We start from the raw sequence: 25,580 nt of genomic DNA, 5'->3' as shown, positions 1-25,580 counted from the left end.
AAATGAAAGTGTTACTCCCCTTCTTAGCCCTCTATCGCCGTCATTGGTTTTTGATTTCCCTAGGGATTATTCTGGCGATTATCACGCTGCTTTCCAGTATTGGCCTGCTCACGTTATCAGGATGGTTCTTGGCAGGAGCCGCTATCGTCGGTGCGCCGGGGATCTTTTTCTTTAATTATATGCTCCCTGCGGCTGGGGTTCGTGGTGCGGCTATTTTCCGTACCGCAGGGCGTTACGCCGAGCGCTTAGTTAGCCACGATGCGACGTTTAAAGTCTTAGCCCACCTGCGTGTGTTCGCCTTCAGTAAGGTTTTACCGCTCTCTCCCGGTGGGATCAGCCGTTTCCGTCAAGGGGACTTATTAAACCGACTGGTTGCGGATGTCGAAACCCTAGACCACCTTTACTTGCGCGTTCTCTCCCCAATTGTCAGTGCTTTCTTTGTCACGTTTGTCCTGATCATTGGTTTAAGCTTCCTTGATCCTCGCCTAGCCTGGACATTAGGCGGCATTATGCTGTTCCTGCTGTTTACGATGCCATTTGTATTTTATCGTGCTGGTAAACCGATTGGACATGAGCTTACTGAGTTACGTGGAAATTACCGCACCGTATTAACTTCCGCATTACAAGGCCAAGCCGAATTAGCCTTGTTTGGCGCGACTGCGCGTTTTCGTCAACACTTATCAAGCATCGAAAATTCATGGCAAGCTCGCCAGCAGCAACAAGCTGCACTGACAGGTTTATCTCAAGCCATTATTCTGTGTGCATCAGGGCTTACCGCAACCTTACTTTTATGGATGGCCGCTGAACATGTTGGCGGGAACACACAACCTGGCGCACTGATTGCCTTATTTGTTTTCTGTGCCTTAGCCGCATTTGAAGCCTTAGGACCTGTTGCCGTTGCATTCCAACATATGGGGCAAGTGATTGCATCAGCCACCCGCGTCTCTCAGTTAATGCATGCAAAACCGGAAGTGAACTTTGTCAGCCAAGGCAATACGCTCGACTCACTTGAAAACCTGACCATCGATAACGTCACATTCACTTATCCAGAACAGCCTTTCGCCGTATTGAAAAATGTCTCCTTATCGGTTAAACAAGGCCAACACATTGCGTTATTAGGCAAAACAGGCTGCGGTAAATCAACGCTGCTTCAACTGCTCACCCGCGCTTGGGATGTGGACAGTGGCGTGATATCGATTAATGGCCAGCCAATTCAAACTTACAGCGAAGAAGCGCTACGTGGCGTGATGTCCGTGGTTCCACAGCGTGTTCATGTCTTCAGTGATACCCTGCGCAATAACTTATTATTAGCCAACGAACAAGCCACTGATGAACAACTTTGTGATGTTTTAACCCAAGTGGGTTTAGATAACTTGTTAGATAATCAGTTAAAATTAAACGCATGGATGGGTGAAGGCGGTCGTCAATTATCCGGAGGGGAGCAGCGACGCTTAGGGATCGCTCGTGCCCTTCTGCACAATACGCCACTCGTCTTAATGGATGAGCCAACCGAAGGGTTAGATGCCCATACTGAGCAGCAAATTCTTAGCCTACTCAAACAAAAATGTGCTGACAAAACACTGCTGGTGATCACCCATCGTATGCAAGGTTTAGAACAGATGGACACCATTTGTGTGATGGATAATGGCGAAATTATCGAGCAAGGCTCACACCCGCAACTGTTAGCTGAGCAAGGTCGTTATTATCAGTTCCGTCAACGTCATTTGGTTCAGCAAACTGGCTGAGGTGCACCATGTACCAATTAGACGATGATTCTTACCTGTTTCCCCCCGTGTCTGAAGCGATGCGGGAACCTAATGGGTTACTGGCGATCGGCGGTGATTTATCATCTCGCCGCTTACAAGCGGCTTACTATGATGGCATTTTCCCTTGGTTTAACCCCGGTGAAGTCCCATTATGGTGGTCTCCTGATCCACGAGCTGTTTTGAGAGTGGGCGACCTGCATATCAGCCGTTCCATGATCAAAACGTTAAAAAAATCCCCTTACCGCATTACCATAAATCATGCGTTCAAAGCGGTGATAGCGGCTTGTGCGGTTCGCAAGGAAGGTACTTGGATCCTACCTTCCGTACAAGCTGGCTATCTTGCTTTACACCAAGAAGGACTCGCCCACTCTATTGAGGCGTGGCATGGTGATCAGCTGGTAGGCGGTTTGTATGGCGTGAACATGGGACACCTATTTTGTGGGGAGTCGATGTTCAGTAAAATGAATGATGCGTCCAAATGTGCTTTTATTACATTCTATTTTCATTTTTTGCGCTATAATGGGCAACTTTTTGATTGTCAGGTACTTAACCACCACACCGCTTCACTTGGCGCGACGGAGATCTCCCGCAGGGATTTTCTGCATATTCTTTATCGGTGGCGTGACCTGCGGATTGACCCAGCATGCTGGTTACCACAGTCAATTGATTTACCTCAATCATTTGAAAAATCACCACTTTTTAAGCGATAGAAAGTGGCAATACAGTAATTTTATCCCCAACTATTTTAAAGAAAGATCGCTTTAAAATGCGACACTTCTTTACTTAGTGTGGGTTTTTGGGCATTATCTTGCCCGTAAAAAATCACGGTTATTAGACTTAGAGGATTAGATGGCCAAAGAAGATAATATTGAAATGCAGGGAACGGTTTTGGATACCCTGCCAAATACAATGTTCCGCGTTGAACTGGAAAACGGTCACGTCGTGACTGCGCACATCTCTGGTAAAATGCGTAAAAACTACATCCGCATTCTGACAGGCGACAAGGTAACTGTAGAGTTAACTCCTTATGACCTGAGCAAAGGCCGCATCATTTTCCGTAGCCGCTGATTTTCGATTTTCAGGCAAGGCCTGACAAGTCCACAGGTGCCTAAGACACCTGTGGTACTAGCCATTGTCAGATTACAGCATCCTCTGGAGAGGCCTTGTGTACGCTACTGAAGCTGTATGTCAGTGTGTGATTCTTTTCATCAAGCCCGATACTTACCGAGCCGCCATTTGTTAGCGAACCAAATAATAGTTCATTCGCTAATGGTTTCTTCAGGTTATCCTGAATGACACGCGCCATAGGTCGGGCTCCCATTGCTTTGTCATACCCTTTCTCACACAACCAACGACGAGCCGCTTGGCTTACCTCAATCGAGACGCCCTTCTCATCCAACTGTGCTTGCAGTTCAACAATGAATTTATCAACCACTTGCGTGATGATATCCATCGACAGCGCATTAAACCAAATAATGCCATCAAGACGGTTACGAAATTCCGGTGAAAATGCCTTTTTAATTTCAGACATCGCATCCGTACTATTATCTTGCTCCGCAAAACCAATCGAACGGCGCTGAGTTTCTTGCACCCCTGCGTTGGTGGTCATTACCACAATCACATTACGGAAATCCGCTTTACGGCCGTTATTATCCGTCAATGTTCCGTGATCCATGACTTGCAGAAGAATGTTAAACACATCCGGGTGCGCTTTTTCAATTTCGTCCAATAACACGACAGAATGCGGATGCTTAATGACGGCATCGGTCAGCAAACCACCTTGGTCAAAGCCCACATACCCCGGAGGAGCACCAATCAGTCGGCTAACCGTATGGCGTTCCATATATTCGGACATATCAAAGCGTAGCAGTTTCACATCCAACGCTTTTGCCAGTTGTACGGTGACTTCGGTTTTACCCACACCCGTTGGCCCTGCAAACAAGAATGAGCCGACGGGCTTATGCTCTAACCCTAAACCTGCTCGATTCATTTTAATCGCCTCAGACAGCGCCTCAATCGCTTTATCTTGTCCAAAGACTAACATCTTCAGGCGTGAGTCTAAGGTTCTCAAACGATCTTTATCGCTAGAGGAAACGGTTTTTTCTGGAATACGCGCAATACGCGCCACCACGGTTTCGATTTCAGGTACGCCGATGGTTTTCTTGCGCTTGCTTGGCGCCACTAAACGGGTTCTAGCTCCCGCTTCATCGATAACATCAATCGCTTTATCTGGCAAATGGCGGTCGGTAATGTATTTCACCGATAAATCCACCGCCGCCTGAATAGCTTTCGCGGTGTAGCGCACATCATGGTGAGACTCATATTTCGGTTTCAATCCATTAATGATACGTACTGTTTCTTCAGGAGTTGGTTCCACAATATCAATTTTTTGGAAACGGCGAGCCAGCGCTCTATCTTTCTCAAAGATATTGCTAAATTCTTGATAAGTCGTAGAGCCAATCACACGGATGCGCCCGCTTGATAACAGCGGTTTGATTAAGTTAGCGGCATCTACTTGCCCACCCGATGCCGCACCCGCACCGATAATCGTGTGAATCTCATCGATAAACAGAATGCTTTTTGGATCTTTTTCCAGCATTTTCAGCAGTGCTTTGAAACGTTTTTCAAAATCACCACGATATTTAGTGCCTGCCAACAATGAGCCGATATCCAGTGAGTAGATTGTGCAATCTTTCATCACTTCAGGCACATCATTTTGCTCAATACGCCACGCTAAACCCTCAGCGATCGCCGTTTTACCGACGCCGGATTCTCCAACCAATAATGGGTTATTCTTACGGCGACGGCACAACACTTGAATAGTACGCTCTAATTCAGCCTGACGCCCCACCAGCGGGTCGATATTCCCTTTCTTAGCCTGTTGGTTCAGATTGGTGGTGAAGTTGTCCATATGGTCTTCTGAGACAGGTTGCTCTTCACTTGGTGGTGTATTGTTTATGGCATCATCCTCCGATGAGGAAGGATCTTCACCTTTAATGGTACCGTGAGAAATGTAATTAACCACATCTAGCCGGCTAACATCATGCTTACGTAATAAATAAGCCGCTTGGGATTCTTGTTCACTAAAAATCGCCACTAGCACATTCGCACCAGTCACTTCATTGCGTCCTGATGATTGAACATGAAAAACAGCACGTTGCAGTACGCGCTGGAAACTCAAAGTCGGTTGAGTATCTCGCGTATCATTCTCAGGCAATAACGGCGTGGTTTGGGCAATAAAATGTTCGAGTTCTTGTCTCAGGGCAACCAAGTCGACCTTACAAGCCTCTAAAGCTTCACGCGCAGAGATATTGCTCAATAATGCCAGCAATAGGTGCTCCACAGTCATAAATTCATGGCGATTGTCTTTCGCTCTGGTAAAAGCAACATTTAGACTAAGCTCCAATTCTTGATTGAGCATAAGCACCTCCCAAAATTGATATTAAGACTCTTCAGACTTTCTCTATAGTACACAATAAAGGATATTCATGTTCCCTTGCAAAAGCATTAACTTGAGCCGCTTTTGTTTCTGCGACTTCAGCAGTATAAACACCGCAAATACCTTTACCTTGAAAATGCACATCTAACATTATCTGTGTAGCGCGTTCTTCATCAAAAGAAAAGTATTTTTGTAACACTTCAACAACAAAATCCATCGGAGTATAATCATCATTATTTAACAGTACTTTATACATCGATGGTGGTTGCAGCGTCTTTTCAACTTCATCTTTAAAAATTGTGTCAGTTTTAAATGTGCCCAGAAAATCACTCATTACTTTCTTGCTCAGTCGTGTTGCTCAGTGTGGAAATTCAATTTAAGCATAGCCTTTATTATCAATGATATCTATTCACTAAATAGCAATTTAATAAAGCTAAGTCATTAAAAATATTTTGCCTTCATTTTGGTGCTGAATTCTCAATTTATCCCAGTGTACCATGGGCTGATAACAAACTTATAGCATCTAAATTTTGTGATCAATATCAAAAAATTTAAAAATTCACGAAAAACGCTCATCAGATTATTTTCAGTTTATTCAAAAAGCCAAAATCCGACTCTTGACCAAATGTCCCTATTCAATACAGTATGAAATGCGAGCGATTAACTTCGTATTTATACCTAGTTTGCATGTGTATTTTATGCATGTATATAAACAGTCAGTAGCAAACTTGAAGGACAGAAATATGAATATAGGTACGGTTAAATGGTTCAATAATGCCAAAGGTTTTGGCTTTATTTGCCCAGAAGATGGTGGAGATGATGTATTTGCACATTATTCCACAATCCAAATGGATGGCTACCGAACACTCAAAGCGGGTCAAAAGGTCAGCTACACACTTATGATTGATGGACCCAAAGGCGCGCATGCTACCGCCATTATCCCAATTATCGAAAGTAGTGAAGGAAATGCAGAATAAATTAGGATAATAGAGCACAGTTAATTATTTTTAAGGGGTAAATAATTAACTGTGGCTATTTTAAATTAACGATATTTTAATTAACAACGTTCTAAATTAAGACAGTCTGCAACAAATATTATTGTTCATCCGTTGCCTGCAAATGACGCATATCACCATACAATTCAGTTAATAACTGATATTGCTCTTCATCATAAAACGCACATTGACCTTCGCCGAAAGCTTTCGCTACTTCGATCATGAATTTCACAGTCGCAGCAATGTCTACTTCATGACTGGCTCCCGTTGAGCAACCCGGCACAACAGTTTCGGCACAAATTGCGACACCAACAACAGGAACCGTCGTTGAAACTGCGGGTTGCATAATACTATTGAGGTGATGAAGCCCATTGCCATATGGCGTGATATCTTGGATAGATAGCGGGAAAGTCACCGCATTTTGTCCGCTGCTCCACTCCATTAAACGCAATAAATCCTCAGAAACAGGCAGGATATATCCCGATTTAACCGTCGGTGATAGCGCATAGCCTTTATGGTTAATTAAGCGATTTCCTTTGGTGGTATCCACCGATAAAATGGCATCGGCTTCAGGGATCCCTTCATGAAGATTCATCGTGGCATCTTCAAGGGGGGAATCCATAAAATCAACTGGCGTATGCGGACGAGTTGGCGCATTTGGGCAGATATGCGTCGTAATGACCACATCCCCTTGTAATACATCCCCTCTTTGCTGCATTTGAGCCAACTTTAATCCCGTTGTGATAGCAGCAATTGCACCATCCGCATCAGAAACAACCCCTATACGTGAAGGTCTTGCACCCAATCCACCTAAACGCCCGATAATACCTAGGGTTGGTGCATTCTTACCTTGGGACTTGCCTTGTAAACCCGGAATGGTGATTCTGACAAAATCGCTTTGGCCTTTTTGATCGACAACCGTCGTTGAAATGGCTTGAACTGAGGGGAAATCCTGGAACAACTGAACAACATCATGCCCACTAACATTCGCACAATCGAGCAGCTCATAAACGCACAAAGTTTGCTTTAGAGTCATTGCACTTCCTTTAATTCTAATTATTTTTTTGTGTTTTAGAGTGAACGAGCACCAAAGAGGCACCCGTTCACTCTGAATACCCTTAGCTAAAGACAAAGGGTATATTTCCTGATGAAGGCGTATTCACGCACTTTGAATGGTATTTAATTATTATTTACTGCAACTACTCATTACTGAACTTTTACTGCTGATACTGCTTTATATCACAAGGTTTTTTGACTACTTAGTACTACGCTCTAACCAGTAAGGATCCCCAACCATACATCCTAGGTAAGAAGCCTTACGGTAAAGATCTTGGGACAACTGTACGATAATCTCATCGGTCATTTGCGACGCTGGGAGACTCAAACACAACGCATACAACGTATTTTGTGAAGGGTCATATACTGTACTGGATACAGAAGCGACACCGGCAACTGACTCATTGACTGAAAACTCCCAACCTCGTTCAGTGATCACGCTAATGCGCTCATTTAAACTAGCTCGAGACTCTTCTGGCTCTAAATTAATTAAGTTTATGCGCTCACTTATCGGCAAACGTGCTAATAATGCGCGCCCCGTCGATGTACCACCAATAGGTAAACGCGTTCCAGGCTGCGTAATCACTTGCAGCATACTGTTACCAATTCGTGCATGAACAACACGGACTTTGTCTTCATCTAACGCAGATACATAACTGGTAAACCCAGTATCTTTCGTCAAACTGTCTAACGCTTCTAACGCCATATCAATTAAATGGTTCATGCCTCGAGCTCGGTGAGCAATCTCCATAATTAACAAACCAGGACGATAAATCGGCGCGTTATTTTTCTTTTCGAGCAACCCAAGTTCTGCCATCTGTTTTAACAGACGCGAAGCAGAACTTTTAGGCATAGACAGCTCATTTACCAATGTGCTTACTGTTAGCTCATCACCTGAGCGTAAAAATAGGCGAAACACATCGACAACACTGGTTAAAATACTCATACCTGAATTTCCTGCACTAGCAAGCCATAATTTAGAGGTTTTCTATCTCTTAAATAAGGCACATTTAATCGCGTATGTGCTTGAAGACGAAAATCAATTTCACCAAGTAACAACTGTTCTTGTTCGCAAGATGCCTCACACAAAACTTGCCCTCGCGGGCCCATAATTTTACTACCACCAAATAGGTGTAAATCTGCTTCATGCCCCCAGCGATTTACTGCTAGAAGATGCGTGCCATTCTCTAAAGCACGACACGCTGTATTAATGTCCCACATATCGCGGTCTTGAATACACCACGCAGAAGGCGCAATTAGCAACTCTGCACCTTGCAGAGTGAGGATCCACGCGACTTCAGGGAAGCCCATGTCGTAGCAAATCATCACACCAATTTTGCCAATTGGCGTATCAAACACGGGGAAAGTATCTCCGTTTTTGAACCACTGCTTTTCAATACCAAACGCATGCACTTTACGAAATACGCCGCTGATATTTTCACAGCCCGGATTCCAGATGCCAACGGCGTTATACACTTCACCAAGACGGCTGCCGCGTTCAACAAATCCCGCCACAATCGTGATATTTAGACGAGAAGCTAATTGGCTAAATAGGCGGTATGTTTCGCTGCCATCAAAATCACTAAGATCCCATAACTGAGTAGAGAGTAGATCACCCCGATAGCCCGTTGTTGACAGCTCAGGGAAACAGATTAACTTAGCGCCTTGAGATGCCGCCTGCTCGCACAGTTGCGTCATACGCTGCAAGTTACCTATTTTATTACCTAGTTCAGAATCAAACTGAGCCAGAGCCACTTTCACTTGGTTATCGGTCATCTATCTGTCCTCAATTTAAATGAGAAACTTGGCGGAAGTGAGTGCCTTTTTCGCCTCGGAATGCCGCTAATAAGCGCATACTTATCCAATAAGCTACCGCACCAACCAGTAAAGAGTTCAACGCTGGAACGCCAATATCTGCCCCAAATGGCCCCAGAGCAGAGGTACCCCAACCCACGACAACCGCACAACACCATACAACTAAAGTCACTGGGTTATACGCTTCACAGCGAGTGGGTAAAATGCCTTGTTCTCGGGTGATATCCAGCTCTTTTCTGTCACGTTTTAACAAGTAATAATCGACAACCATAATACCCGCGACAGGTGGAATCGAAATACCAAGATAAATTAAGAAACTAATAAAATTATCTAAGATGCCTAACATGGAAGCCACGGTACCGAAAATACCAATGACCCATGTTAAATAACGGCGGTCAAAACGCTGATTAAAAATAGCGTTCAACAGTGTGGAGAAGCCAAGTGATGAAGAGTAGAGATTGATATCATTCATTTTAATTGTTGAGAAGATAACAATCGATGCACCTAGCAACCCAGTTAACGCCATCATCAAATCAAAAACTTGGCTTGTGCGTAATGCTAAAGCCATTAATACCGCAATCATGTTGACGAAAAGTTCGCCACAAAATGTACCAATCAAAGTCATCCAGAATACATCTTTCGGTTTATGCATAAAGCGACTGATGTCTGGTGTTGTTACAGCAGAGATGATAAAGCCACCCGCAACCATCGTAATTGCAGCTGGCATTGTCATTAAAGGCCCGGCAGGTTCAGTGGCATTAATTAATGAACTAATGTCCTGTCCCGATAATAAATTATAAGTTGCCCAACCTAATGCGAATAAAAATAGCGGTGTTGAAATATTCGCGGTAATAGATAAAAAGCGATACCCATATACCGTAATAACTGTCACCGCAATACCTGTAATAAGCGACCAGGTCCCTGGTGTTAGCACGTTAGTCGCTTTATACATTCCATCCGCGAAGAAACCATTTTGGACACCAAACCAACCCATTAAGGAGATAGCAATAGCTCCTCCAATTAATGCCGATCCTAGTTTTCCAAAACCAGACCACCGAGACAGTAGACTGATTGACATTCCTTCACGGCAAGCTGCCGCTCCGAGCCCCCAACTGACGACCTGTAATATTACAGAGCCGAGCATTGTTGCCCAAAACGCCTGCCAAAACGTTAATCCATAACCAAGCGCTGCACCTAGCATCACTTGCGAAACGCAAGCGAGTGAACCGATACGGAGGATCAACACTTCATAAAATGGTCGACGAGCACTTTGCGGTACCCGCGCCAGAGAATAATCTTCACCTGCTTTATTTGCCATTTTTTATGCCTGCTGTGTATGAGTCTTTACTTATGATTTTTGGCTTTTTCGCTAAAAGTTCCATTCAGTGGAACTAGGTTTCATTTATTCTACAACACGAATAATATCCACGATCGGTACCAAATCGCAAGTAGAATTTACCTTTTTGATAGCTTTTTTATTATCGGTTATTTAAATAAGAGGAGAAATAGGAGGGGGTAAAAACAAAATAAGCTATAAATTAATAGGTTAAAAACTCTGCATTTGTTTAGAGAAATTTCATAAAATGAATTACCACCAATAGATAATTCTAATTTAGACACACCAATATGGAGCAAACCATCTTTTCATTTCAGTTATTCTCACAAAATATTCGACCTAAACAGCCATTCACCGATTATTTTATTTAATAAATAAATTACTTATATCGTGAGAAAAAAGTTGTAGAAATCCCCCCCTACAACTTTTCAAATAATCACTAATTGATAAATTATTCTCTTGCTAATGCATCAATCGGATTTAATCTCGCCGCATTTCTTGCTGGTAGGAAACCAAAAATAATCCCAATCGCCGTTGAACACGCAAATGCACTGACGAGTGCAATTGGATCAAATGCAAATGTCCAGCCCGGCAGCGCCATTTGAGCAATCAAACTAACCCCATACGATAAGCCGATACCCATTAATCCACCAATTAGACACACTAACACCGCTTCAATGAGAAATTGCTGCATCACATCCATCGTACGAGCACCAACTGCCATACGAATACCAATTTCACGCGTTCTTTCCGTGACAGACACCAGCATAATATTCATCACACCAATTCCCCCAACCACAAGGGAAATGACAGCGACTAAAGTCAAAAAGAGCTGCATGGTTTGGGTGGTTTTTTCCGCTGTTTTGACCAGTGTATCAATATTATAAGTAAAAATATCTTTCTTACCGTGACGTAATGTGAGCAAACGGACCAGTTGCTGTTCAGCCACTTTCGCATCAATGCCATCCTTCACTCTCACGACAATACTGTCATAGTAAGAACGGTTAATCAGCTTACTGTTAATTGTCGTGTCGGGTAAAAACACTTCAAGGCTTTTACTGGAACCAAAAATTGACTTTTGCTCTCCCAATACACCAATCACAGTGGCAGGCATATTTCCGATGAGCAATGTCTCACCCACGACATTCTGTTTATTCGGAAAAAAGCGTCGTTTCGTATTACCGTCAATCACCACGACAGGCGCTCGCCGCTCAAGCATATCCTGAGTAAATCCCATTCCTTCAGCAAATTTATTACCATAAACTTGGAAATAACCTACCCCCACTCCTGCGACTCGAGCCACCGCATCTAAATTACCTTTACGTAATCGAGCAGAGGTATCAATAGAGCCAGTTACCGACTGAACATAAGGCTGCTGAGCAATTGCAGAAATATCAGAGGCTTTCAATGCTTGGCGATTTTCTGGGTCATCGCTGCCAAAATCTTTTCCGGGATACACCGAAATTGTATTGGTACCAATCGATTTAATATCATTCAATACCATCCCTTTGGCCGCATCACCAATCACCATGATGGATACCACAGAGGCAATCCCAATCACAATTCCCAGCATCGTCAGCAAGGTGCGCATTTTATTCACTACCATCGCGCGCCACGCCATTAATAAGGCTTCACTAAATCGGCTAACCCATTGCCCTAATGGGCTTTTCTTCATTGCTACTTTTGCCGGAAACTCAACTTTCTTTGTTGCTAACACACCTGAATCATTGATGATTTCGCCATCTTTGATTTCAACGATCCGCTCCGCTTGTTGCGCGACTTTCGGGTCATGGGTAACGATGATCACCGTATGCCCTTGGGCACAAAGATCTTTTAAGATCTTCATGACCTCTTTCCCCGAATGGCTATCCAGAGCGCCTGTCGGCTCATCCGCCAAAATAACCTGTCCGCCATTCATCAGAGCACGAGCAATACTGACCCTTTGTTGCTGTCCACCTGATAATTGGCTTGGGCGATAATGGACTCGTTCACCTAAGCCTAAACGTTGAAGTAATTGCTCCGCCCGTTCCTGTCGCTGAGACTTGCCTGCTCCAGCATAAATAGCGGGGATCTCAACATTTTGCTCCGCACTCAAATGGGTCAGTAAGTGGTAACGCTGGAAGATAAACCCAAAATGTTCACGTCGTAATTGTGCTAATTGGTCATTATCCAATGTCGCAATATTTTGACCTGCAACGAAATACTCCCCTGATGAGGGTTTATCCAAGCATCCCAAAATATTCATCAACGTCGATTTTCCCGACCCCGATGCCCCGATAATCGCCACCATTTCACCGGCATTTATTTTCAACGAAACATCTTTGAGTACGGTGATCTCCTGCTCACCCGCAGGGTAGCGCCGCGTAATATTATGCAGCTCCAATAAAGTCGTCATCATTACAATTCCGTATCGCTGCTGCGACCGACGATGACCTTATCCCCTTCTTGCAACCCTTTAATCACTTCCACTGAAACATCGTTACGGCTGCCAATTTCAATGTTTCTCTTTTGTGGGATCCCATCATTCAAAACCTCCACTTCATAGACTTGTGGAGTGACTTCGTTTCCTAAAGCGAGTAACGGAAGGAGCAGCACATTTTTATGGGATTCAAGCTCAATCACCACTTGTGCGGTCATTTGTAGCTTTAAAAGATGTTGAGGGTTTGGCACTTCAAAACGGGCATAGTAGAAAATTGCATCGTTAATTTTTTCAGGGGTCGGTAGGATATCTTTCAGTTTTCCTGCGAATTTTTTATCCGGAGCGCCTAATACTGTAAAAGACGCACTTTGCCCTGGTTCAAGGTAGATAACATCTGCTTCGGAAACTTCAGCTTTGACCAACATCGTATCCAAATCAGCTAACGTCAAAATCGTTGGCGCCTCTTGGGCGGCAATCACTGTTTGCCCTTGTAATGTTTTGATAAACGTAACAATACCATCCATTGGCGCAGTAATTTGGGTGTATTTCAGATTAGTTTTCGCGGTATCTAAAGAGGCGCGATTACGTTTAATCTGCGACTGATACGTAGCCACTTTCGCTTTATTTACTTCCACATCGGTTCTGGCTTTATCTAGCTCTTGCTGAGCCACCGCTTGTACTTTTGATAGGCTTAAATGACGCTGATAAGTCACTTGCGCAAGCTTTAATTCAGCCTGAGCCAATGCCAAATTGGATTCTAACTCATGGATAGTTTCTTGAGATTCAGTGACTTCGTTTTGCGCTTTTTGCGGATCAATAACAGCGAGTAGATCGCCTTTTTTAACGGTATCACCTTCTTTGACATACAGTGTTTGCAGTTGACCACTAACCTGCGCCCCCACATCCACTTTACGAACAGCGTCTAACTTACCCGTCGCCATAACCCGCTTATCGAGGTCACCACGAGTCACATCAACAGTTTGGTAGCTCTCTGGCTGCTGGTTACCAAGAAAAAACCATGCGCTTACCAGTGCTGCGAGTAGGACAAATATGCCATAAATCCATTTTTTTCTTGATGCTGCCTTCATTAAACCTGCTCCTATTTCTAATCTGAGGGGGCCCCGCTCTTAAAAATAAGATAGCTGAATAATTATCACTCTTCACTAAACAGATTTAAGATTAACTGCAATTTATATTAATACGCCTTACCACGCGCCAACCATGCAACTCTTGAGAACATATTTCTCAGGGCCAATGGTACTGCTTCAGGGCCTAATTCAGCGGCACGATTTACTGTCGCCAGTGCTAAGTCTGGCTTTGACGTCCGTGCAATTGCTTTTAAAATCACACGGCGAGTTGATACTCGGGCATTTTCAGGAATTTCTGCAATTTCATGGTACAAACCTTGAAACCCTTCGCGATACAGAAAATGTTCCATATCCGGTGCAGGTAACATCGTTAACCGGTCTCTATCTGCTGAATTAATTTTGTTGGCGTAATGCGTCGCCGTTGCAGCATATTTTCGCCCTGCTTCATCCCCATCGGTTAATACATGCCATTCAATACCCATTTTATTGGCAAATTTTAATAACGGTTTTAAGCCACTTTGTGCAAAGGCAATCACTTTAATTCCTTCTGTTTCGAAGAAATAATTACACTGCCTCGCAAATTCACTCATTAGCCAAATTTCCGTTTCACCTTCAACCAGTAACCAACAACGAGCAAATAATGCGGAAGGTCGATTAAAACGAATATGGAAAGAGATTTTACGTAACTCTTCGGCACTTAAATCCTGTGGATTTAAACGATATGCAGACACTTTATTCGTATCGCGAACGAGGCGGCATAAGCTGTCAATTGGCGCTTGGGAAAGTAAATCGCCAGAATTAGTTGTGGTGATCCGCTGCAAGGAGAACAAACTAAACAGCCCCCACGCAATAGACAACATAATAGGATGTAACCGTGTTTCTGGGTCTTCCACAATAATAATTGGGCGAGCATGTTTATCCAGCTCAATATTCCCTTTAGATTGTAGTAATGACGAAAACATCCCTAGGATAATTAGGCGAATATTACGTTGATTCGGTTTCGCAATGAATCGGTTAATATTATCCAACGCCTGCCAACCTCGCTTACGAGGCTCTATGCTGATCATTGAATTATCCGTTCTCACCATATGACCGCTTTTCCCTGAAAAATAGTGGCTCAGCAATTGCTGCATCGCATCCACCCCATCTTCAAGATCATTATCACTTAAGCGTTCAGGATTATTTACCAGTGCCATCGTCAATTCTTTAATCTGATGATTAAAGTTTTCACGGAAATGGTTGCTTCCACTGACAATCGTTTCGGAATTAATTCTACTCAAAAAACGCGCATCTCGTAAGCGGATCACGGGATATAAACGGATAATCTCTTTAATATACTTACCGACATTATCTAGGGATAATTTATTTCCCCCAGAATTTAAGAAGCATTTATCTACCGCAACGCTGTTATCGTCTTTTAGCTCCGCACTTACTCGGAATAGAATATGTTTTAGATCATCCCCATTATCGATCCAAACAGAAGCAAGATTCTGGAAACGATAAGATTGATGACGACCAGGACGACTCTCGCAGAACTTTAAGACAATCTGCAAAGTACGAAAACGCGTTTCATCATCCCCGGTAGGATGGTGAAAATCATTAGCAGTGAATTGGTATTCGCGATGTTCAGGAGAGAGCAAAATATCTAAGGCATCGAGTAAACTTGATTTACCCCATGAGTTTTCTCCGATGAGAACGGTATTATTATTGAGTTCTAAAGAAAGTCGGTTGATCCCTCTAAACCCGTATATTTCCACACGTTCCAGATACATATCTCTCTCCTTGCTATCGAAAACTGAGTTTAATTGTAACATCTTGACCACTCAAGGATCCGTGAAATAACCTGAACTATCGCAAATAAAAGCTTACTCATTAAGCCGATTAATTGCTATACGAGTCAACATAGTACAAAAAAAACACGTTACGATACATGTTCCTGTATTGAGCTTATTTAATTGGTGATATAGGATGTTTATGCTTTATTTTCCAGCATTTTTCTCCTATTTTTAGTTAATCAGCCATTGAAAAATATTTATCACCTACGTGATATTTAGCATCACAGGCTAAATTTATTCATGTTTCGATAGCAATATTCATGAAAGTTTAAATATAATTTGTTGTTTATATTGGCATAAATTAGTGTAGTTAATGAAGTAAAACAAAATGAAATAAAAGGGCACTAACATGTATTCTGGCTTGCTGATTATTCTTCTACCTCTGTTTCTTGGTTACTTGATACCTATAAAAAATAAAAATGTTCTTCATCGAGTTCATCAGTCTTTAAATTCGATGGTGTACGTCATTTTATTTTTAATGGGTATTACCCTTGCTTTGCTTGAAAACCTCAGCGCACATTTAGTATCCATCTTAATTTATGCCCTGACCTTCTTTGCGTGCATTTTTGGTTTCAATGCGCTTTCTTTAATTCTTCTGGATAAACTCGATCCATGGAAAGTCCCACAGCACAAGCAAGAAAAACCCCCTTCTCGTATCAAAATGGTATTTGAGTCCTTACAACTGTGTGGTGTTTTACTCCTTGGCTTTTTGGTCGGATTAACCGGGTTTAAATTCTTACATTATGCGGATAAAGGCAGCCAAGTAGCGCTAATGTTGCTGTTGTTACTAGTTGGAGTGCAACTGCGTAATAGTGGAATGCATATTCGACAGATTTTAATTAACCGCCGAGGAACGACTATTGCCTTAGTTATGGGGGTTAGCGCCCTTATTGGTGGTGCAGCAGCGGCCTTTTTCCTTGGGCTTCCTATCAAGATGGGGTTAGCTATCGCCTCTGGATTTGGTTGGTATTCACTTACCGGTATCTTAATTACCGATGCCTATGGCCCCGTAATGGGCAGCGCCGCATTTTTTAATGACCTATTGCGCGAATTAACCGCTATCATGTTGATCCCGTTAATTATTAATCGCTATCGTTCTACTGCATTGGGAATTTGTGGCTCTACGTCTATGGACTTTACTTTACCTGTATTGCAGCGCAGTGGTGGTGTATCGATTGTTCCCGCCGCTATCGTTCACGGCTTCGTTTTAAGTCTCATTACGCCAATTCTTATGGCCTTCTTTACATAAGTAGAATTTCAGTCACAATAGCCGTTAATTTAAGCATCACAGGAAATTAACATGACGGGTAAACAACGAGTTTTAGTGCTAGGCGCCAGTGGCTATATTGGGCAAAATTTAATTCCTAAGTTATTAGAAGAAGGTCATAAAGTCACTGCTGCCGCCCGACGTGTAGACTGGATGCTATCCCAAGGTTGGTCGGATACTCGCTGTATCTATGTGGATTTACACCAGCCTGAGACCTTGAAAAATATTATGGACGAGGTGGATATTGTTTACTTTCTCGTTCATAGCATGGCGGATCAAGCCAATCTTATTGAACGTGAACGTGAAGCGGCACGCAATGTACAAAATGCGCTGCAAGGCTCCAATGTCAAGCAGGTAATTTACCTCAGCGCACTGCAACATGGGCATACTTATTCTCCGCATTTAATTGCCAGACGCTTAACAGGGGAAATTCTACGCGAAAGTGGTATTCCGGTTACTGAAATCCGGGCATCCATTATCGTTGGTTCAGGCTCTGCGGCCTTCGAAATTATGCGTGATATGGTGTATAACCTCGCCATTTTGACACCGCCTCGTTGGGTACGCTCAAAATCATCCCCGATTGCCCTTGAAAATATCCTGTATTACCTCACGCAATTAGCCCAACTTCCTGTTACGGAAAGTCGAGAATTAGATGCAGGTGGCCCTGAATATATAAGCTACCAAGAGCTCTTCAAGCGCTTTATTAAAGTCTCTGGAAAGCGCCGCGTGTTAATTCCAATTCCGATCCCTATCAGCATGATCTCCGTGCACTTTATTAGTTTAATAACCTCGGTGCCGCCCACTATTGCCAAAGAGTTGATCCAAGGCTTACAACACGATCTACCTGCGGACGATAAACTCATTCGTGAGCTTATCCCGCAAACACTGATTTCATTTGATGATGCAGTCAGAACCACATTAGCGGAAGAAGCCAGTGCCATTGATAACTCTGATTGGGGTTACGATCCTGAGGTAAGAAAACGCTGGCGACCGGGTTACGGCTACTACCCTAAACAAGCAGGTTTTACCTTTAGCACCACCGCATCCACGGAATCGCTCTGGCATACCGTACAGCAAATCGGTGGAAAAGAAGGTTATTTTTACGCCAATATCCTTTGGAAAACACGCGCCATTATGGACGATATGATGTTGAATAAAGTCAAATATGGCAGACCGGATCGTGACACCTTACAGGTTGGTGATGAAGTTGATGGTTGGCGAGTCATTAATATGGAGCCAAATAAGCAACTTAGCTTGCTTTTTGGCATGAAAGCGCCAGGTTTAGGCCGATTAACTTTCACCATTCATGATAGTGGAAATCTACGCTCAATTGATGTTCGTGCATGGTGGCACCCTGCTGGTTTCAGCGGATTACTCTATTGGTTTGCAATGATGCCAGCGCATCTGTTTATTTTTAAAGGCATGGCTAAGCGTATTAGTGAATTGGCTATTCAACGGGACAAAAAGCTTGTAGCTGCGCCGATAGCGGAGGATAGCTCCAATAAACCAGAATAAATTTAGCGTAAAAAGCCAAATTTTTATGCAGAAAACATTGCATAAATATGCTTACAGGATTAATATCGCGGGTAGTTAATTTAGATATTATTGGTAAGCATGAGCATTCAATTAAAAAACATAAACTGTTTCTACGGTAACCATCAAGCACTCTTTGATATCAACTTAGAGTGCTCTGCTGGTGAAACCATGGTATTACTCGGGCCAAGCGGCGCAGGTAAAAGCTCCTTACTGCGTGTACTGAACCTGCTAGAAATGCCACGTTCAGGTCAACTCAATGTTGCCAACCATACTTTTGATTTTGCTAAAGCACCAGATGCAAAAGCCATTCGCGATCTGCGCCAAAACGTAGGCATGGTTTTCCAACAATATAATCTTTGGCCTCACTTAAGTGTGATGGATAACCTGATTGAAGCGCCATGTCGCGTTTTGAAGCTATCCAAACAGCAAGCTCAAGAAAAAGCCGCTAAGCTGTTAGAGCGCTTACGTTTATCTCAGTTTGCTGAGCGTTATCCCCTGCATTTATCCGGTGGACAGCAACAACGTGTCGCAATTGCTCGCGCCTTGATGATGGAACCTCAAGTTCTGTTATTTGATGAACCAACAGCCGCACTTGACCCTGAAATTACAGCACAAGTGGTGGACATTATTCGTGAACTTTCAGCAACAGGGATCACCCAAGTTATCGTGACCCATGAAGTTGAAATTGCTCGTAAAACCGCAAGCCGTGTGGTCTATATGGAAAACGGTCATATTGTAGAGCAAGGAGATGCTAGCCACTTCGCTGCACCTCAAACCGAAGCATTTGCAAATTATCTATCCCATTAATAGATTCTGTCCCACTAATAGATATAGGATTAAGCAATGAAAAAATTATTATTAGCTACATTATTAGGCGCTGTAACCCTATCTGCGGCGGCGGCTGAAAAAGAGACAATCCGTTTTGCAACTGAAGCAACTTACGCCCCGTTTGAAATGTTTGATAAAAACAACCAAATCGTAGGTTTTGACGTGGATCTGGCAAATGCAATGTGTGAAAAAATGAATGCAACCTGCACATTCACACACCAATCTTTTGATAGCTTAATCCCAAGCCTGAAATTCCGTCGCTTTGAAGCGTTAATGGCGGGTATTGATATTACCCCTGAGCGTCAACAACAAGTAGATTTCACCGAAACTTATTATCCTAACTCCGCTGAGTTTATTGCAGTAAAAGATAAGATTACTGCCGTTGACCAGTTAAAAGGTAAAAAAATCGGAGTACAAAACGGTACTACACACCAGAAATACATCCTGGAACAACATAAAGATATGACTGTTGTCCCTTATGATAACTACCAATCTGCAATTTTGGATCTGCAAAATGGTCGTATTAATGCGGTCTTCGGTGACACTGCAGTTGCTGATGAGTGGCTAAAAGCAAAAGGTAATGAAAACTTAGCTGCTGTAGGCGACAAAGTGACCGACCCACAATACTTTGGAATTGGTTTAGGTATCGCTGTTCGTAAAGGCAACAAAGAGTTGCTGGATAAAATGAACAAAGCCTTATCTGAAGTTAAAGCCGATGGCACCTACGATGCTATCCATAAAAAATGGTTTCAACAGTAGTCGATATAATTAATGAATGATTTATTCTTTTTAGCAAGTGCCGCCGGTATTACCGTCGGCCTTGCCGTTTTAGCGCTAGTCCTTGGATTGGTTCTCGCGATGTTATTTACCGCATGGGAATCTGTTCGGTTCAAACCTCTCGCCTTTTTAGGTACCTGCTGGGTCACGCTGATCCGCGGTTTACCTGAACTATTGGTGGTGCTGTTTGTCTATTTTGGAACGCTCCAGCTCATTAACCTGTTAGGGGATGGTATCGCCATTAACTTAGGTTTCTGGCAAGGCACATTCCAAATTGACCCGAGTATTTTCTTTGCTGACAGCGGCGAATTTGACTACACGCCATTCTTCTGTGGTGTGATTGCGCTTGCGCTGTTATATGCTTCTTACGCCTCACAGACCTTGCGTGGTGCATTGAAAGCCGTGCCTTATGGTCAATGGGAAGCGGGATTGGCGCTTGGATTAAGCAAACGTACCATTTTCTTTCGCTATATCATGCCGCAAATGTGGCGCCATGCCCTGCCAGGCTTAGGTAACCAGTGGTTAGTGTTACTCAAAGATACCGCGTTAGTGTCCTTAATTAGCGTCAATGACTTAATGCTACAGACCAAAACCATTGTGAACCGTACCCATGAACCATTTACTTGGTACGCTATTGTGGGACTGATTTACCTCGCTATCACCCTATTAAGCCAATTGGTGCTAAAACGTATTGAACTGCGCACCACTCGTTTTGAACGGAGTGACGCGAAATGATCGATTTAATTCTGCAAATATTACCGGGATTACCGACCAGCTTGTCACTGACCTTCAGTGCATTATTGGTGGCTTTTATCTTATCCATCTTATTTACGCTGATCTTATCCCTCAAAACCCCCGTCGTTTCACAAGTCGTTAAGGTGTATATCACCCTATTCACGGGTACGCCGTTATTGGTGCAATTTTTCTTGATTTATAATGGCCCTAGCCAATTTAAGTCACTTCAAGATTACCCAATGCTGTGGGAATTTATTTCGACTCCATGGATTTGTGCGATGGTAGCATTGGCATTAAACAGTGCAGCATATTCCACGTTATTATTCCATGGCGCGGTAAAAGCCATTCCGTCGGGTCAGTGGCAATCTTGCCAGGCGTTGGGTATGAATAAGCTGCAAACCATGCGAATTATTCTCCCTTATGCGTTTAAACGTTCACTTTCATCCTATTCCAACGAAGTGGTGCTGATTTTCAAAAGTACCTCTCTCGCCAGTACCATTACGATGCTGGATATTATGGGCTACAGTAGCCAAGTATTTGGACAGACATGGGATGTCATGGCGTTTGTCGCGGCAGGTATTATCTATCTTGTGGTAAATGCTATTCTGACGTTAATTATGCGTCTGATTGAGCGTAAAGCACTGGCATTTGAACATCGTAGCTAAATTTAGCTTAGCATTTTTGCCATAAGCTCATTGCTTTTACACATAAAAAAGCTTGGTTCAACGCCAAGCTTTCTTTATATGTAAAATATACATAGCCAATTATTTCTGTATATATTGATTTTTGAAAGATAGAGCCTTTTTGTATTGGTAGCATGAATCACTGCAAAACAATACTGATTAAATAAGGTTATCTATATGATTACACAAGTTAAATTCTCCATTCCTTTTCAGCAAGCACCGATTATTGATTATATAGCAACTAATATCCCCGGCCTATTTGAGAATAAACTTGTCAAAGTATCAAATATTAGCCCAATTCAAGCCGGCATTTGCTCTGGTCTTTCCAATCATTTTATGATTTATGAAAACCATAATCTTGGCCCCCAATATATCAAAAAACTCAGTGACGCATTTAATATCATATCGAATCAGGAGTATCCTCAAGACACGCTGGATAAATATATTTTAAATTCCACTAAAAAATTTAAAATGGCAGAGTTTAGCACTTTAATTTATCAAGCTATCAATGAACAAGTAGACTACATAAATTCTCTTGAATTAAATAAACTCTCACTGGATATTAACAATTTCTCTGTTAGAGATATTTACTCGCTGGAAGATAATGTTAGATATTTAAATAAGCTACTAAAATCAGGTGAAATTAATGAAAGATTAAATATGCCTTATACATTCCTCATTAACTATGACTTCCCTACACACTTAGCTTTTTTTATAGAAAAAATACTGGATAAAAACAATTCCAGTTGTTTGCATTTATCCCAAAAAGAAATAGAGATAATAAGAGAAAAATTATCCCATAAAATACCGTTAACAACGAATGACGCACGTTTAATTTTGACTGCTTTTTTAAAATTTGAGGTAGATAAAATCAATCTCATTTCTGTTGATAGACGAATTCGTACAGGATTAATCAACGATAATACACAATCACTGGAAAATAGACAAAATACTAATCATTATGGTGAGTTAAAAACCCTAGCTGATATAGAAATGGATATCGATGAATCAATAAAAAGTAAAGGTTATTATTATGGTCTTGTAGAAACAATCGACCACTGCATGGCTATTTCGGCCAAAATTCGTGATAAAAACGTGATATACACATTTTTTGATCCAAACAATGGCATTCTATTTGATGAAGATAATTACAGTTTTTTCAGCCAGTTATCCCAAATATTTGATGAATTTAATACCAATGGTCAAACTGAACGCTCTTATGCTGGCCATGTACTACTTAATGTCCGCATGATTGATAAGAGAGCCAATAGTCAAAACAAACTTAGCTTACCTGAATTTTCTGATGAAGAGCTTCAAACGAATATAAAAAATGCACTTATAAAAGATAAAGTAAATATAGCATTACCCGGTAATTTCAAAATAAAACTGAAAAGCTATGACTCAATGAGTCATATAACCAAAGCCACCGTTTATAAGGGGCTAAAAAAATGGAATCTCGACTCAAATGAGGTTGACGTTAAAAAAATGATTTTAACCATTACTGAAAAGCTTCCATTAATAAAGAACGAAACAGGTAGTTTCTCTATCAATGAATATGGAAATATTTATAATCGAAATTAACTTTTCGTCTGAGCCTTATCTTTTAAAATGGGACATTAAAATAGATAGGCATAAACCTATCTATTTTAGCCACTATTTTCGCTTCAATAAGCTCAACACTTCATAGTGTGCTGTATGTGGAAACATATCAAATAGTTGAACTTTGCAAACTTCGTATCCTGATAATAATTCAAAGTCTTGCGCCATCGTTTGGGCATTGCAGCTAGAATAAAGGATATACTCAGGATGCATATCAGATAAATAATTGCATAAATTCTTACCGATACCGCGGCGAGGTGGATTCACTAGCACTAAATCGGGAATATCTTGGCGGCTGGTTGCAAAATTTGTAGAATCTAATGCTTGGAATTCAACGTGCTGCAAACCCAGCTCTTGGGCAGACTGACGCGCACATTCAATAGCTGGCGCACTAATTTCAATCCCCGTTAGCTTGGTCGTTTTATCCGCGCAATGCAAACCAAAGCCACCCACACCACAAAACAGATCCCATAAACTAGTAATATTCAATTCTTTCACCCACTCTCGAGCAGTTTGATATAACTGAGATGCCACGATAGGGTTAGTTTGGAAAAAACTTTGCGGGCGAATAAACAGAGGAACTTGGTTAAATTCATCCCGCAGCACATGTTGCTCAGTGAACATAATTTCCTGTGCACCTTCTAAAATGGCCATATGTACGGGTTGAATATTAGCGGTGATCACGGCTAATTGCGGCAATTTTTCTTGTAACCAAGGTAATGCTTTCTGTAATTGCGCGATTTTTTTATCGGAGCGCAAGACAAAGCGCAACATAAATTGTTTGGTATGCCAGCTTTGAGTCAGCAAAATATATTTTAGCTCACCGCGCTTGCGTTCAATATTATATGGGGTTAACCCAGCTCTTGCGATAAAAGGAATAAGCTGCGCGAAGATTGGCAAAAATTCAGTGGGATATAACGGGCACCCCGTTAAACTGACAGCATCACCATCACGGTTAACAATACCCAAAATCGGTTTTTCAACGCTACCACTGATAACCATTTTGGCTTTATTGCGAAATCCTTCAAATGGCCCCGTCACTGGTGTGAAAAATAAAGATGACGCCAAAGAAGGCAATAAAGATTGCAGATTATCTTGTTTACGGGAAATTTGCTGTTCTGGCGATAATTCTAGCCACTGACAGGAGCGGCATTCTCCTGACAAATATTTTTCACAATGCATAAGGTATTTAGTGAATAATCACAGAAGGTTTATCATCAAGACCGGATTCAGTGTCGTCATCATTATCATCCGACGCTAACTCTTCATACTCATCTTGGTTAGCATACAACAGATTATTACTGAAAATTTCAAACACAATACCGGAAATTTGCTCTTCGGCTTGCTGTAAGAAATGGCTAAATTGGCGATAGGTAATCCCAGCTTCTAACGAAAATGATTGGCTAACCACCAATTTAGGTAGATTTTCATTATTAATTTCGAGAAAAACTTTTGCCGTTAATGAGCTGGCGTTAATTTGGCTAATATTTGCCACCAACGTAATAATCGCGGTAGGTTTAAGCTCTGCCAATGCGGAGAGTACTAACACATTATTAATAATGTCTAATTTAGCATCAAAGATCCCATCAATATTTTGCATATGAGGGAGATGCAAAGCAGCACAAGAATCACACTCGAAATAAGATGTTTTGAGTTGGTCGAGCCACTCACGCAGTTGTGAGATATCTGGGTAACAAATAGAATCCATGATCAATAACCTTCTTCAACTCAAAATAGCGATATACCAAAAATAACTATATTCATGCTAACCAAGCACTCATACTAACAAATCATTCATTCTAACAAATAGAAAGCGGATAATTTTCACACATAGCTAGTCTAAACACCAGTAAAACCATGCCCTGCTCTACTTTTCGTCTGGTTTATCATCATCTCGCGTCATCTCTTTTGGCTGGTTACGGCGTTCACGACTCGCGCCACCCGATTTATTGTCAATTCCCAAAAACGTAAGACCATGCACTGCTCGCCAGATAATATTTATCATTGCTGGAATTAAGCACCCCATCCCGACTAGCACCATAGAAACAATCGCGCTAGAGCTAGCTAACCATTCCGGCAGAGTAATATAGTCATTAGTGGCAAGTAATACGGTAATTAATAATAATATTCCGATACCCTCAAGAAAAAGAACTGGTTTTGGCATATCCGCTAATGAGCGCATCGTCCCTTTAGTCTCTTTTGTGGTTTTTTGCTGTTGTTCCATGATGTTTTCCTTCGTTTTATTGCCTTACACTGACGGTATCGTCACCACTATTAGCAAATTATATATACTGCCTATAGCTATGAAAGGAAAATTCAACTTTTCTTTAGAAGCTGATGTTGGCATAGTATTGAGCATTATTATTTCGTATCTGAATAGTCATTAGAATCTGAGTTCTAAATTTA

General features: G+C 42.0%; 23 protein-coding genes. 11 read left to right on the top strand and 12 right to left on the bottom strand.

The window, feature by feature from the left end; translation table 11 throughout:
* Positions 1–2 precede the first annotated feature (2 nt).
* The 3 genes from cydC (at position 3) to infA (ending at position 2,834) form a co-directional block, all read left to right on the top strand.
* On the top strand, positions 3–1,745 hold the full coding sequence (cydC, locus tag LDO51_RS12810) for a heme ABC transporter ATP-binding protein/permease CydC (RefSeq protein WP_225574863.1): 1,743 nt from the start codon (positions 3–5) through the stop codon (positions 1,743–1,745).
* 8 nt (positions 1,746–1,753) lie between these two features.
* On the top strand, positions 1,754–2,476 hold the full coding sequence (gene aat, locus LDO51_RS12805; RefSeq protein ID WP_225574862.1) for a leucyl/phenylalanyl-tRNA--protein transferase: 723 nt from the start codon (positions 1,754–1,756) through the stop codon (positions 2,474–2,476).
* A 139-nt stretch (positions 2,477–2,615) separates the two neighbouring features.
* Positions 2,616–2,834: a translation initiation factor IF-1 gene (gene infA, locus LDO51_RS12800; RefSeq protein ID WP_004244560.1), complete on the top strand. Its 219-nt coding sequence runs from the start codon at positions 2,616–2,618 to the stop codon at positions 2,832–2,834.
* A gap of 67 nt (positions 2,835–2,901) precedes the next feature.
* Here the strand turns inward: infA and clpA are convergent, their stop codons facing one another.
* Together clpA and clpS are read right to left on the bottom strand one after the other, a co-directional pair.
* The gene (clpA, locus tag LDO51_RS12795; protein WP_225574861.1) at positions 2,902–5,187 is read right to left on the bottom strand and encodes an ATP-dependent Clp protease ATP-binding subunit ClpA; all 2,286 of its coding nucleotides are present in this window, start codon (positions 5,185–5,187) and stop codon (positions 2,902–2,904) included.
* 31 nt (positions 5,188–5,218) lie between these two features.
* Entirely contained in the window at positions 5,219–5,539 is a 321-nt protein-coding gene (gene clpS / locus LDO51_RS12790) for an ATP-dependent Clp protease adapter ClpS (RefSeq protein ID WP_036951847.1), read from the bottom strand.
* A gap of 409 nt (positions 5,540–5,948) precedes the next feature.
* On the opposite strand from clpS, the gene cspD reads away from it, so the two are divergent.
* The gene (cspD, locus tag LDO51_RS12785) at positions 5,949–6,182 is read left to right on the top strand and encodes a cold shock domain-containing protein CspD (protein WP_225574860.1); all 234 of its coding nucleotides are present in this window, start codon (positions 5,949–5,951) and stop codon (positions 6,180–6,182) included.
* Between the two features lie 118 nt (positions 6,183–6,300).
* On the opposite strand, the gene LDO51_RS12780 is transcribed toward cspD, so the two are convergent.
* The 7 genes from LDO51_RS12780 to LDO51_RS12750 form a co-directional block, all read right to left on the bottom strand.
* Positions 6,301–7,236 carry a DUF1177 domain-containing protein gene (locus LDO51_RS12780; RefSeq protein ID WP_225574859.1) on the bottom strand — a complete coding sequence of 312 codons (936 nt, stop codon included), beginning with the start codon at positions 7,234–7,236 and terminating at the stop codon, positions 6,301–6,303.
* Positions 7,237–7,455: 219 nt separating this feature from the next.
* Positions 7,456–8,202, bottom strand: a complete 747-nt coding sequence (locus LDO51_RS12775) for an IclR family transcriptional regulator (RefSeq protein ID WP_225574858.1) — start codon at positions 8,200–8,202, stop codon at positions 7,456–7,458.
* On the bottom strand, positions 8,199–9,032 hold the full coding sequence (locus LDO51_RS12770; RefSeq protein ID WP_225574857.1) for a nitrilase-related carbon-nitrogen hydrolase: 834 nt from the start codon (positions 9,030–9,032) through the stop codon (positions 8,199–8,201). Before LDO51_RS12770 ends, LDO51_RS12775 begins: the two co-directional genes overlap by 4 nt.
* Positions 9,033–9,042: 10 nt before the next feature.
* Positions 9,043–10,389: a purine-cytosine permease family protein gene (locus tag LDO51_RS12765; RefSeq protein ID WP_225574856.1), complete on the bottom strand. Its 1,347-nt coding sequence runs from the start codon at positions 10,387–10,389 to the stop codon at positions 9,043–9,045.
* Positions 10,390–10,858: 469 nt separating this feature from the next.
* Positions 10,859–12,802 carry a macrolide ABC transporter ATP-binding protein/permease MacB gene (macB, locus tag LDO51_RS12760; protein WP_225577272.1) on the bottom strand — a complete coding sequence of 648 codons (1,944 nt, stop codon included), beginning with the start codon at positions 12,800–12,802 and terminating at the stop codon, positions 10,859–10,861.
* A gap of 2 nt (positions 12,803–12,804) precedes the next feature.
* A complete protein-coding gene (macA, locus tag LDO51_RS12755) occupies positions 12,805–13,914 on the bottom strand; it encodes a macrolide transporter subunit MacA (RefSeq protein ID WP_225574855.1) in 1,110 nt (369 codons plus the stop codon).
* Between the two features lie 107 nt (positions 13,915–14,021).
* Positions 14,022–15,686, bottom strand: a complete 1,665-nt coding sequence (locus LDO51_RS12750; RefSeq protein WP_225574854.1) for an ATP-dependent nuclease — start codon at positions 15,684–15,686, stop codon at positions 14,022–14,024.
* Positions 15,687–16,098: 412 nt separating this feature from the next.
* On the opposite strand from LDO51_RS12750, the gene LDO51_RS12745 reads away from it, so the two are divergent.
* The 7 genes from LDO51_RS12745 (at position 16,099) to LDO51_RS12715 (ending at position 23,156) form a co-directional block, all read left to right on the top strand.
* On the top strand, positions 16,099–16,998 hold the full coding sequence (locus tag LDO51_RS12745) for a lysine exporter LysO family protein (protein WP_225574853.1): 900 nt from the start codon (positions 16,099–16,101) through the stop codon (positions 16,996–16,998).
* A 51-nt stretch (positions 16,999–17,049) separates the two neighbouring features.
* The gene (locus LDO51_RS12740; RefSeq protein ID WP_225574852.1) at positions 17,050–18,531 is read left to right on the top strand and encodes a DUF2867 domain-containing protein; all 1,482 of its coding nucleotides are present in this window, start codon (positions 17,050–17,052) and stop codon (positions 18,529–18,531) included.
* A 99-nt stretch (positions 18,532–18,630) separates the two neighbouring features.
* Positions 18,631–19,359 (top strand): arginine ABC transporter ATP-binding protein ArtP, encoded by a 729-nt coding sequence (artP, locus tag LDO51_RS12735; RefSeq protein WP_225574851.1) that lies wholly within the window; start codon positions 18,631–18,633, stop codon positions 19,357–19,359.
* Positions 19,360–19,395: 36 nt separating this feature from the next.
* Complete coding sequence (gene artJ / locus LDO51_RS12730) at positions 19,396–20,139, top strand: arginine ABC transporter substrate-binding protein (RefSeq protein WP_036951873.1); 744 nt, start codon at positions 19,396–19,398, stop codon at positions 20,137–20,139.
* Between the two features lie 12 nt (positions 20,140–20,151).
* Positions 20,152–20,892: an arginine ABC transporter permease ArtQ gene (gene artQ, locus LDO51_RS12725; RefSeq protein WP_132494433.1), complete on the top strand. Its 741-nt coding sequence runs from the start codon at positions 20,152–20,154 to the stop codon at positions 20,890–20,892.
* On the top strand, positions 20,889–21,557 hold the full coding sequence (artM, locus tag LDO51_RS12720; RefSeq protein ID WP_225574850.1) for an arginine ABC transporter permease ArtM: 669 nt from the start codon (positions 20,889–20,891) through the stop codon (positions 21,555–21,557). The genes artQ and artM overlap by 4 nt, the downstream gene beginning before the upstream one ends.
* A gap of 195 nt (positions 21,558–21,752) precedes the next feature.
* Positions 21,753–23,156 carry a hypothetical protein gene (locus LDO51_RS12715; protein WP_225574849.1) on the top strand — a complete coding sequence of 468 codons (1,404 nt, stop codon included), beginning with the start codon at positions 21,753–21,755 and terminating at the stop codon, positions 23,154–23,156.
* 72 nt (positions 23,157–23,228) lie between these two features.
* Here LDO51_RS12715 and rlmC read toward each other — a convergent pair whose 3' ends face one another.
* The 3 genes from rlmC to LDO51_RS12700 form a co-directional block, all read right to left on the bottom strand.
* Positions 23,229–24,356: a 23S rRNA (uracil(747)-C(5))-methyltransferase RlmC gene (gene rlmC / locus LDO51_RS12710; protein ID WP_225574848.1), complete on the bottom strand. Its 1,128-nt coding sequence runs from the start codon at positions 24,354–24,356 to the stop codon at positions 23,229–23,231.
* Between the two features lie 7 nt (positions 24,357–24,363).
* Positions 24,364–24,882, bottom strand: coding sequence for a YbjN domain-containing protein (locus tag LDO51_RS12705; protein ID WP_225574847.1), 519 nt, complete (start codon positions 24,880–24,882; stop codon positions 24,364–24,366).
* A 159-nt stretch (positions 24,883–25,041) separates the two neighbouring features.
* Positions 25,042–25,398 carry a YbjC family protein gene (locus tag LDO51_RS12700; protein ID WP_225574846.1) on the bottom strand — a complete coding sequence of 119 codons (357 nt, stop codon included), beginning with the start codon at positions 25,396–25,398 and terminating at the stop codon, positions 25,042–25,044.
* Between the last annotated feature and the right edge of the window lie 182 nt (positions 25,399–25,580).

Source organism: Providencia alcalifaciens (genome assembly GCF_020271745.1).
In the GTDB taxonomy this organism is placed as follows: domain Bacteria; phylum Pseudomonadota; class Gammaproteobacteria; order Enterobacterales; family Enterobacteriaceae; genus Providencia; species Providencia alcalifaciens_B.
Note: the sequence above shows the minus strand (reverse complement) of the source record. Positions and strands in the feature narration are given on the sequence as shown.

Excerpts from the sequence above, each read along its gene's own strand:
- macB (WP_225577272.1), bottom strand. The coding sequence starts at position 12,802 with ATGACGACTTTATTGGAGCTGCATAATATTACGCGGCGCTACCCTGCG.
- LDO51_RS12775 (WP_225574858.1), bottom strand. The coding sequence starts at position 8,202 with ATGAGTATTTTAACCAGTGTTGTCGATGTGTTTCGCCTATTTTTACGC.
- LDO51_RS12770 (WP_225574857.1), bottom strand. The coding sequence starts at position 9,032 with ATGACCGATAACCAAGTGAAAGTGGCTCTGGCTCAGTTTGATTCTGAA.
- cydC (WP_225574863.1), top strand. The coding sequence starts at position 3 with ATGAAAGTGTTACTCCCCTTCTTAGCCCTCTATCGCCGTCATTGGTTT.
- artM (WP_225574850.1), top strand. The coding sequence starts at position 20,889 with ATGATCGATTTAATTCTGCAAATATTACCGGGATTACCGACCAGCTTG.
- infA (WP_004244560.1), top strand. The coding sequence starts at position 2,616 with ATGGCCAAAGAAGATAATATTGAAATGCAGGGAACGGTTTTGGATACC.
- clpS (WP_036951847.1), bottom strand. The coding sequence starts at position 5,539 with ATGAGTGATTTTCTGGGCACATTTAAAACTGACACAATTTTTAAAGAT.
- rlmC (WP_225574848.1), bottom strand. The coding sequence starts at position 24,356 with ATGCATTGTGAAAAATATTTGTCAGGAGAATGCCGCTCCTGTCAGTGG.
- artQ (WP_132494433.1), top strand. The coding sequence starts at position 20,152 with ATGAATGATTTATTCTTTTTAGCAAGTGCCGCCGGTATTACCGTCGGC.
- LDO51_RS12745 (WP_225574853.1), top strand. The coding sequence starts at position 16,099 with ATGTATTCTGGCTTGCTGATTATTCTTCTACCTCTGTTTCTTGGTTAC.
- artJ (WP_036951873.1), top strand. The coding sequence starts at position 19,396 with ATGAAAAAATTATTATTAGCTACATTATTAGGCGCTGTAACCCTATCT.
- LDO51_RS12705 (WP_225574847.1), bottom strand. The coding sequence starts at position 24,882 with ATGGATTCTATTTGTTACCCAGATATCTCACAACTGCGTGAGTGGCTC.
- clpA (WP_225574861.1), bottom strand. The coding sequence starts at position 5,187 with ATGCTCAATCAAGAATTGGAGCTTAGTCTAAATGTTGCTTTTACCAGA.
- artP (WP_225574851.1), top strand. The coding sequence starts at position 18,631 with ATGAGCATTCAATTAAAAAACATAAACTGTTTCTACGGTAACCATCAA.
- cspD (WP_225574860.1), top strand. The coding sequence starts at position 5,949 with ATGAATATAGGTACGGTTAAATGGTTCAATAATGCCAAAGGTTTTGGC.
- aat (WP_225574862.1), top strand. The coding sequence starts at position 1,754 with ATGTACCAATTAGACGATGATTCTTACCTGTTTCCCCCCGTGTCTGAA.
- LDO51_RS12715 (WP_225574849.1), top strand. The coding sequence starts at position 21,753 with ATGATTACACAAGTTAAATTCTCCATTCCTTTTCAGCAAGCACCGATT.
- macA (WP_225574855.1), bottom strand. The coding sequence starts at position 13,914 with ATGAAGGCAGCATCAAGAAAAAAATGGATTTATGGCATATTTGTCCTA.
- LDO51_RS12765 (WP_225574856.1), bottom strand. The coding sequence starts at position 10,389 with ATGGCAAATAAAGCAGGTGAAGATTATTCTCTGGCGCGGGTACCGCAA.
- LDO51_RS12780 (WP_225574859.1), bottom strand. The coding sequence starts at position 7,236 with ATGACTCTAAAGCAAACTTTGTGCGTTTATGAGCTGCTCGATTGTGCG.
- LDO51_RS12740 (WP_225574852.1), top strand. The coding sequence starts at position 17,050 with ATGACGGGTAAACAACGAGTTTTAGTGCTAGGCGCCAGTGGCTATATT.
- LDO51_RS12750 (WP_225574854.1), bottom strand. The coding sequence starts at position 15,686 with ATGTATCTGGAACGTGTGGAAATATACGGGTTTAGAGGGATCAACCGA.
- LDO51_RS12700 (WP_225574846.1), bottom strand. The coding sequence starts at position 25,398 with ATGGAACAACAGCAAAAAACCACAAAAGAGACTAAAGGGACGATGCGC.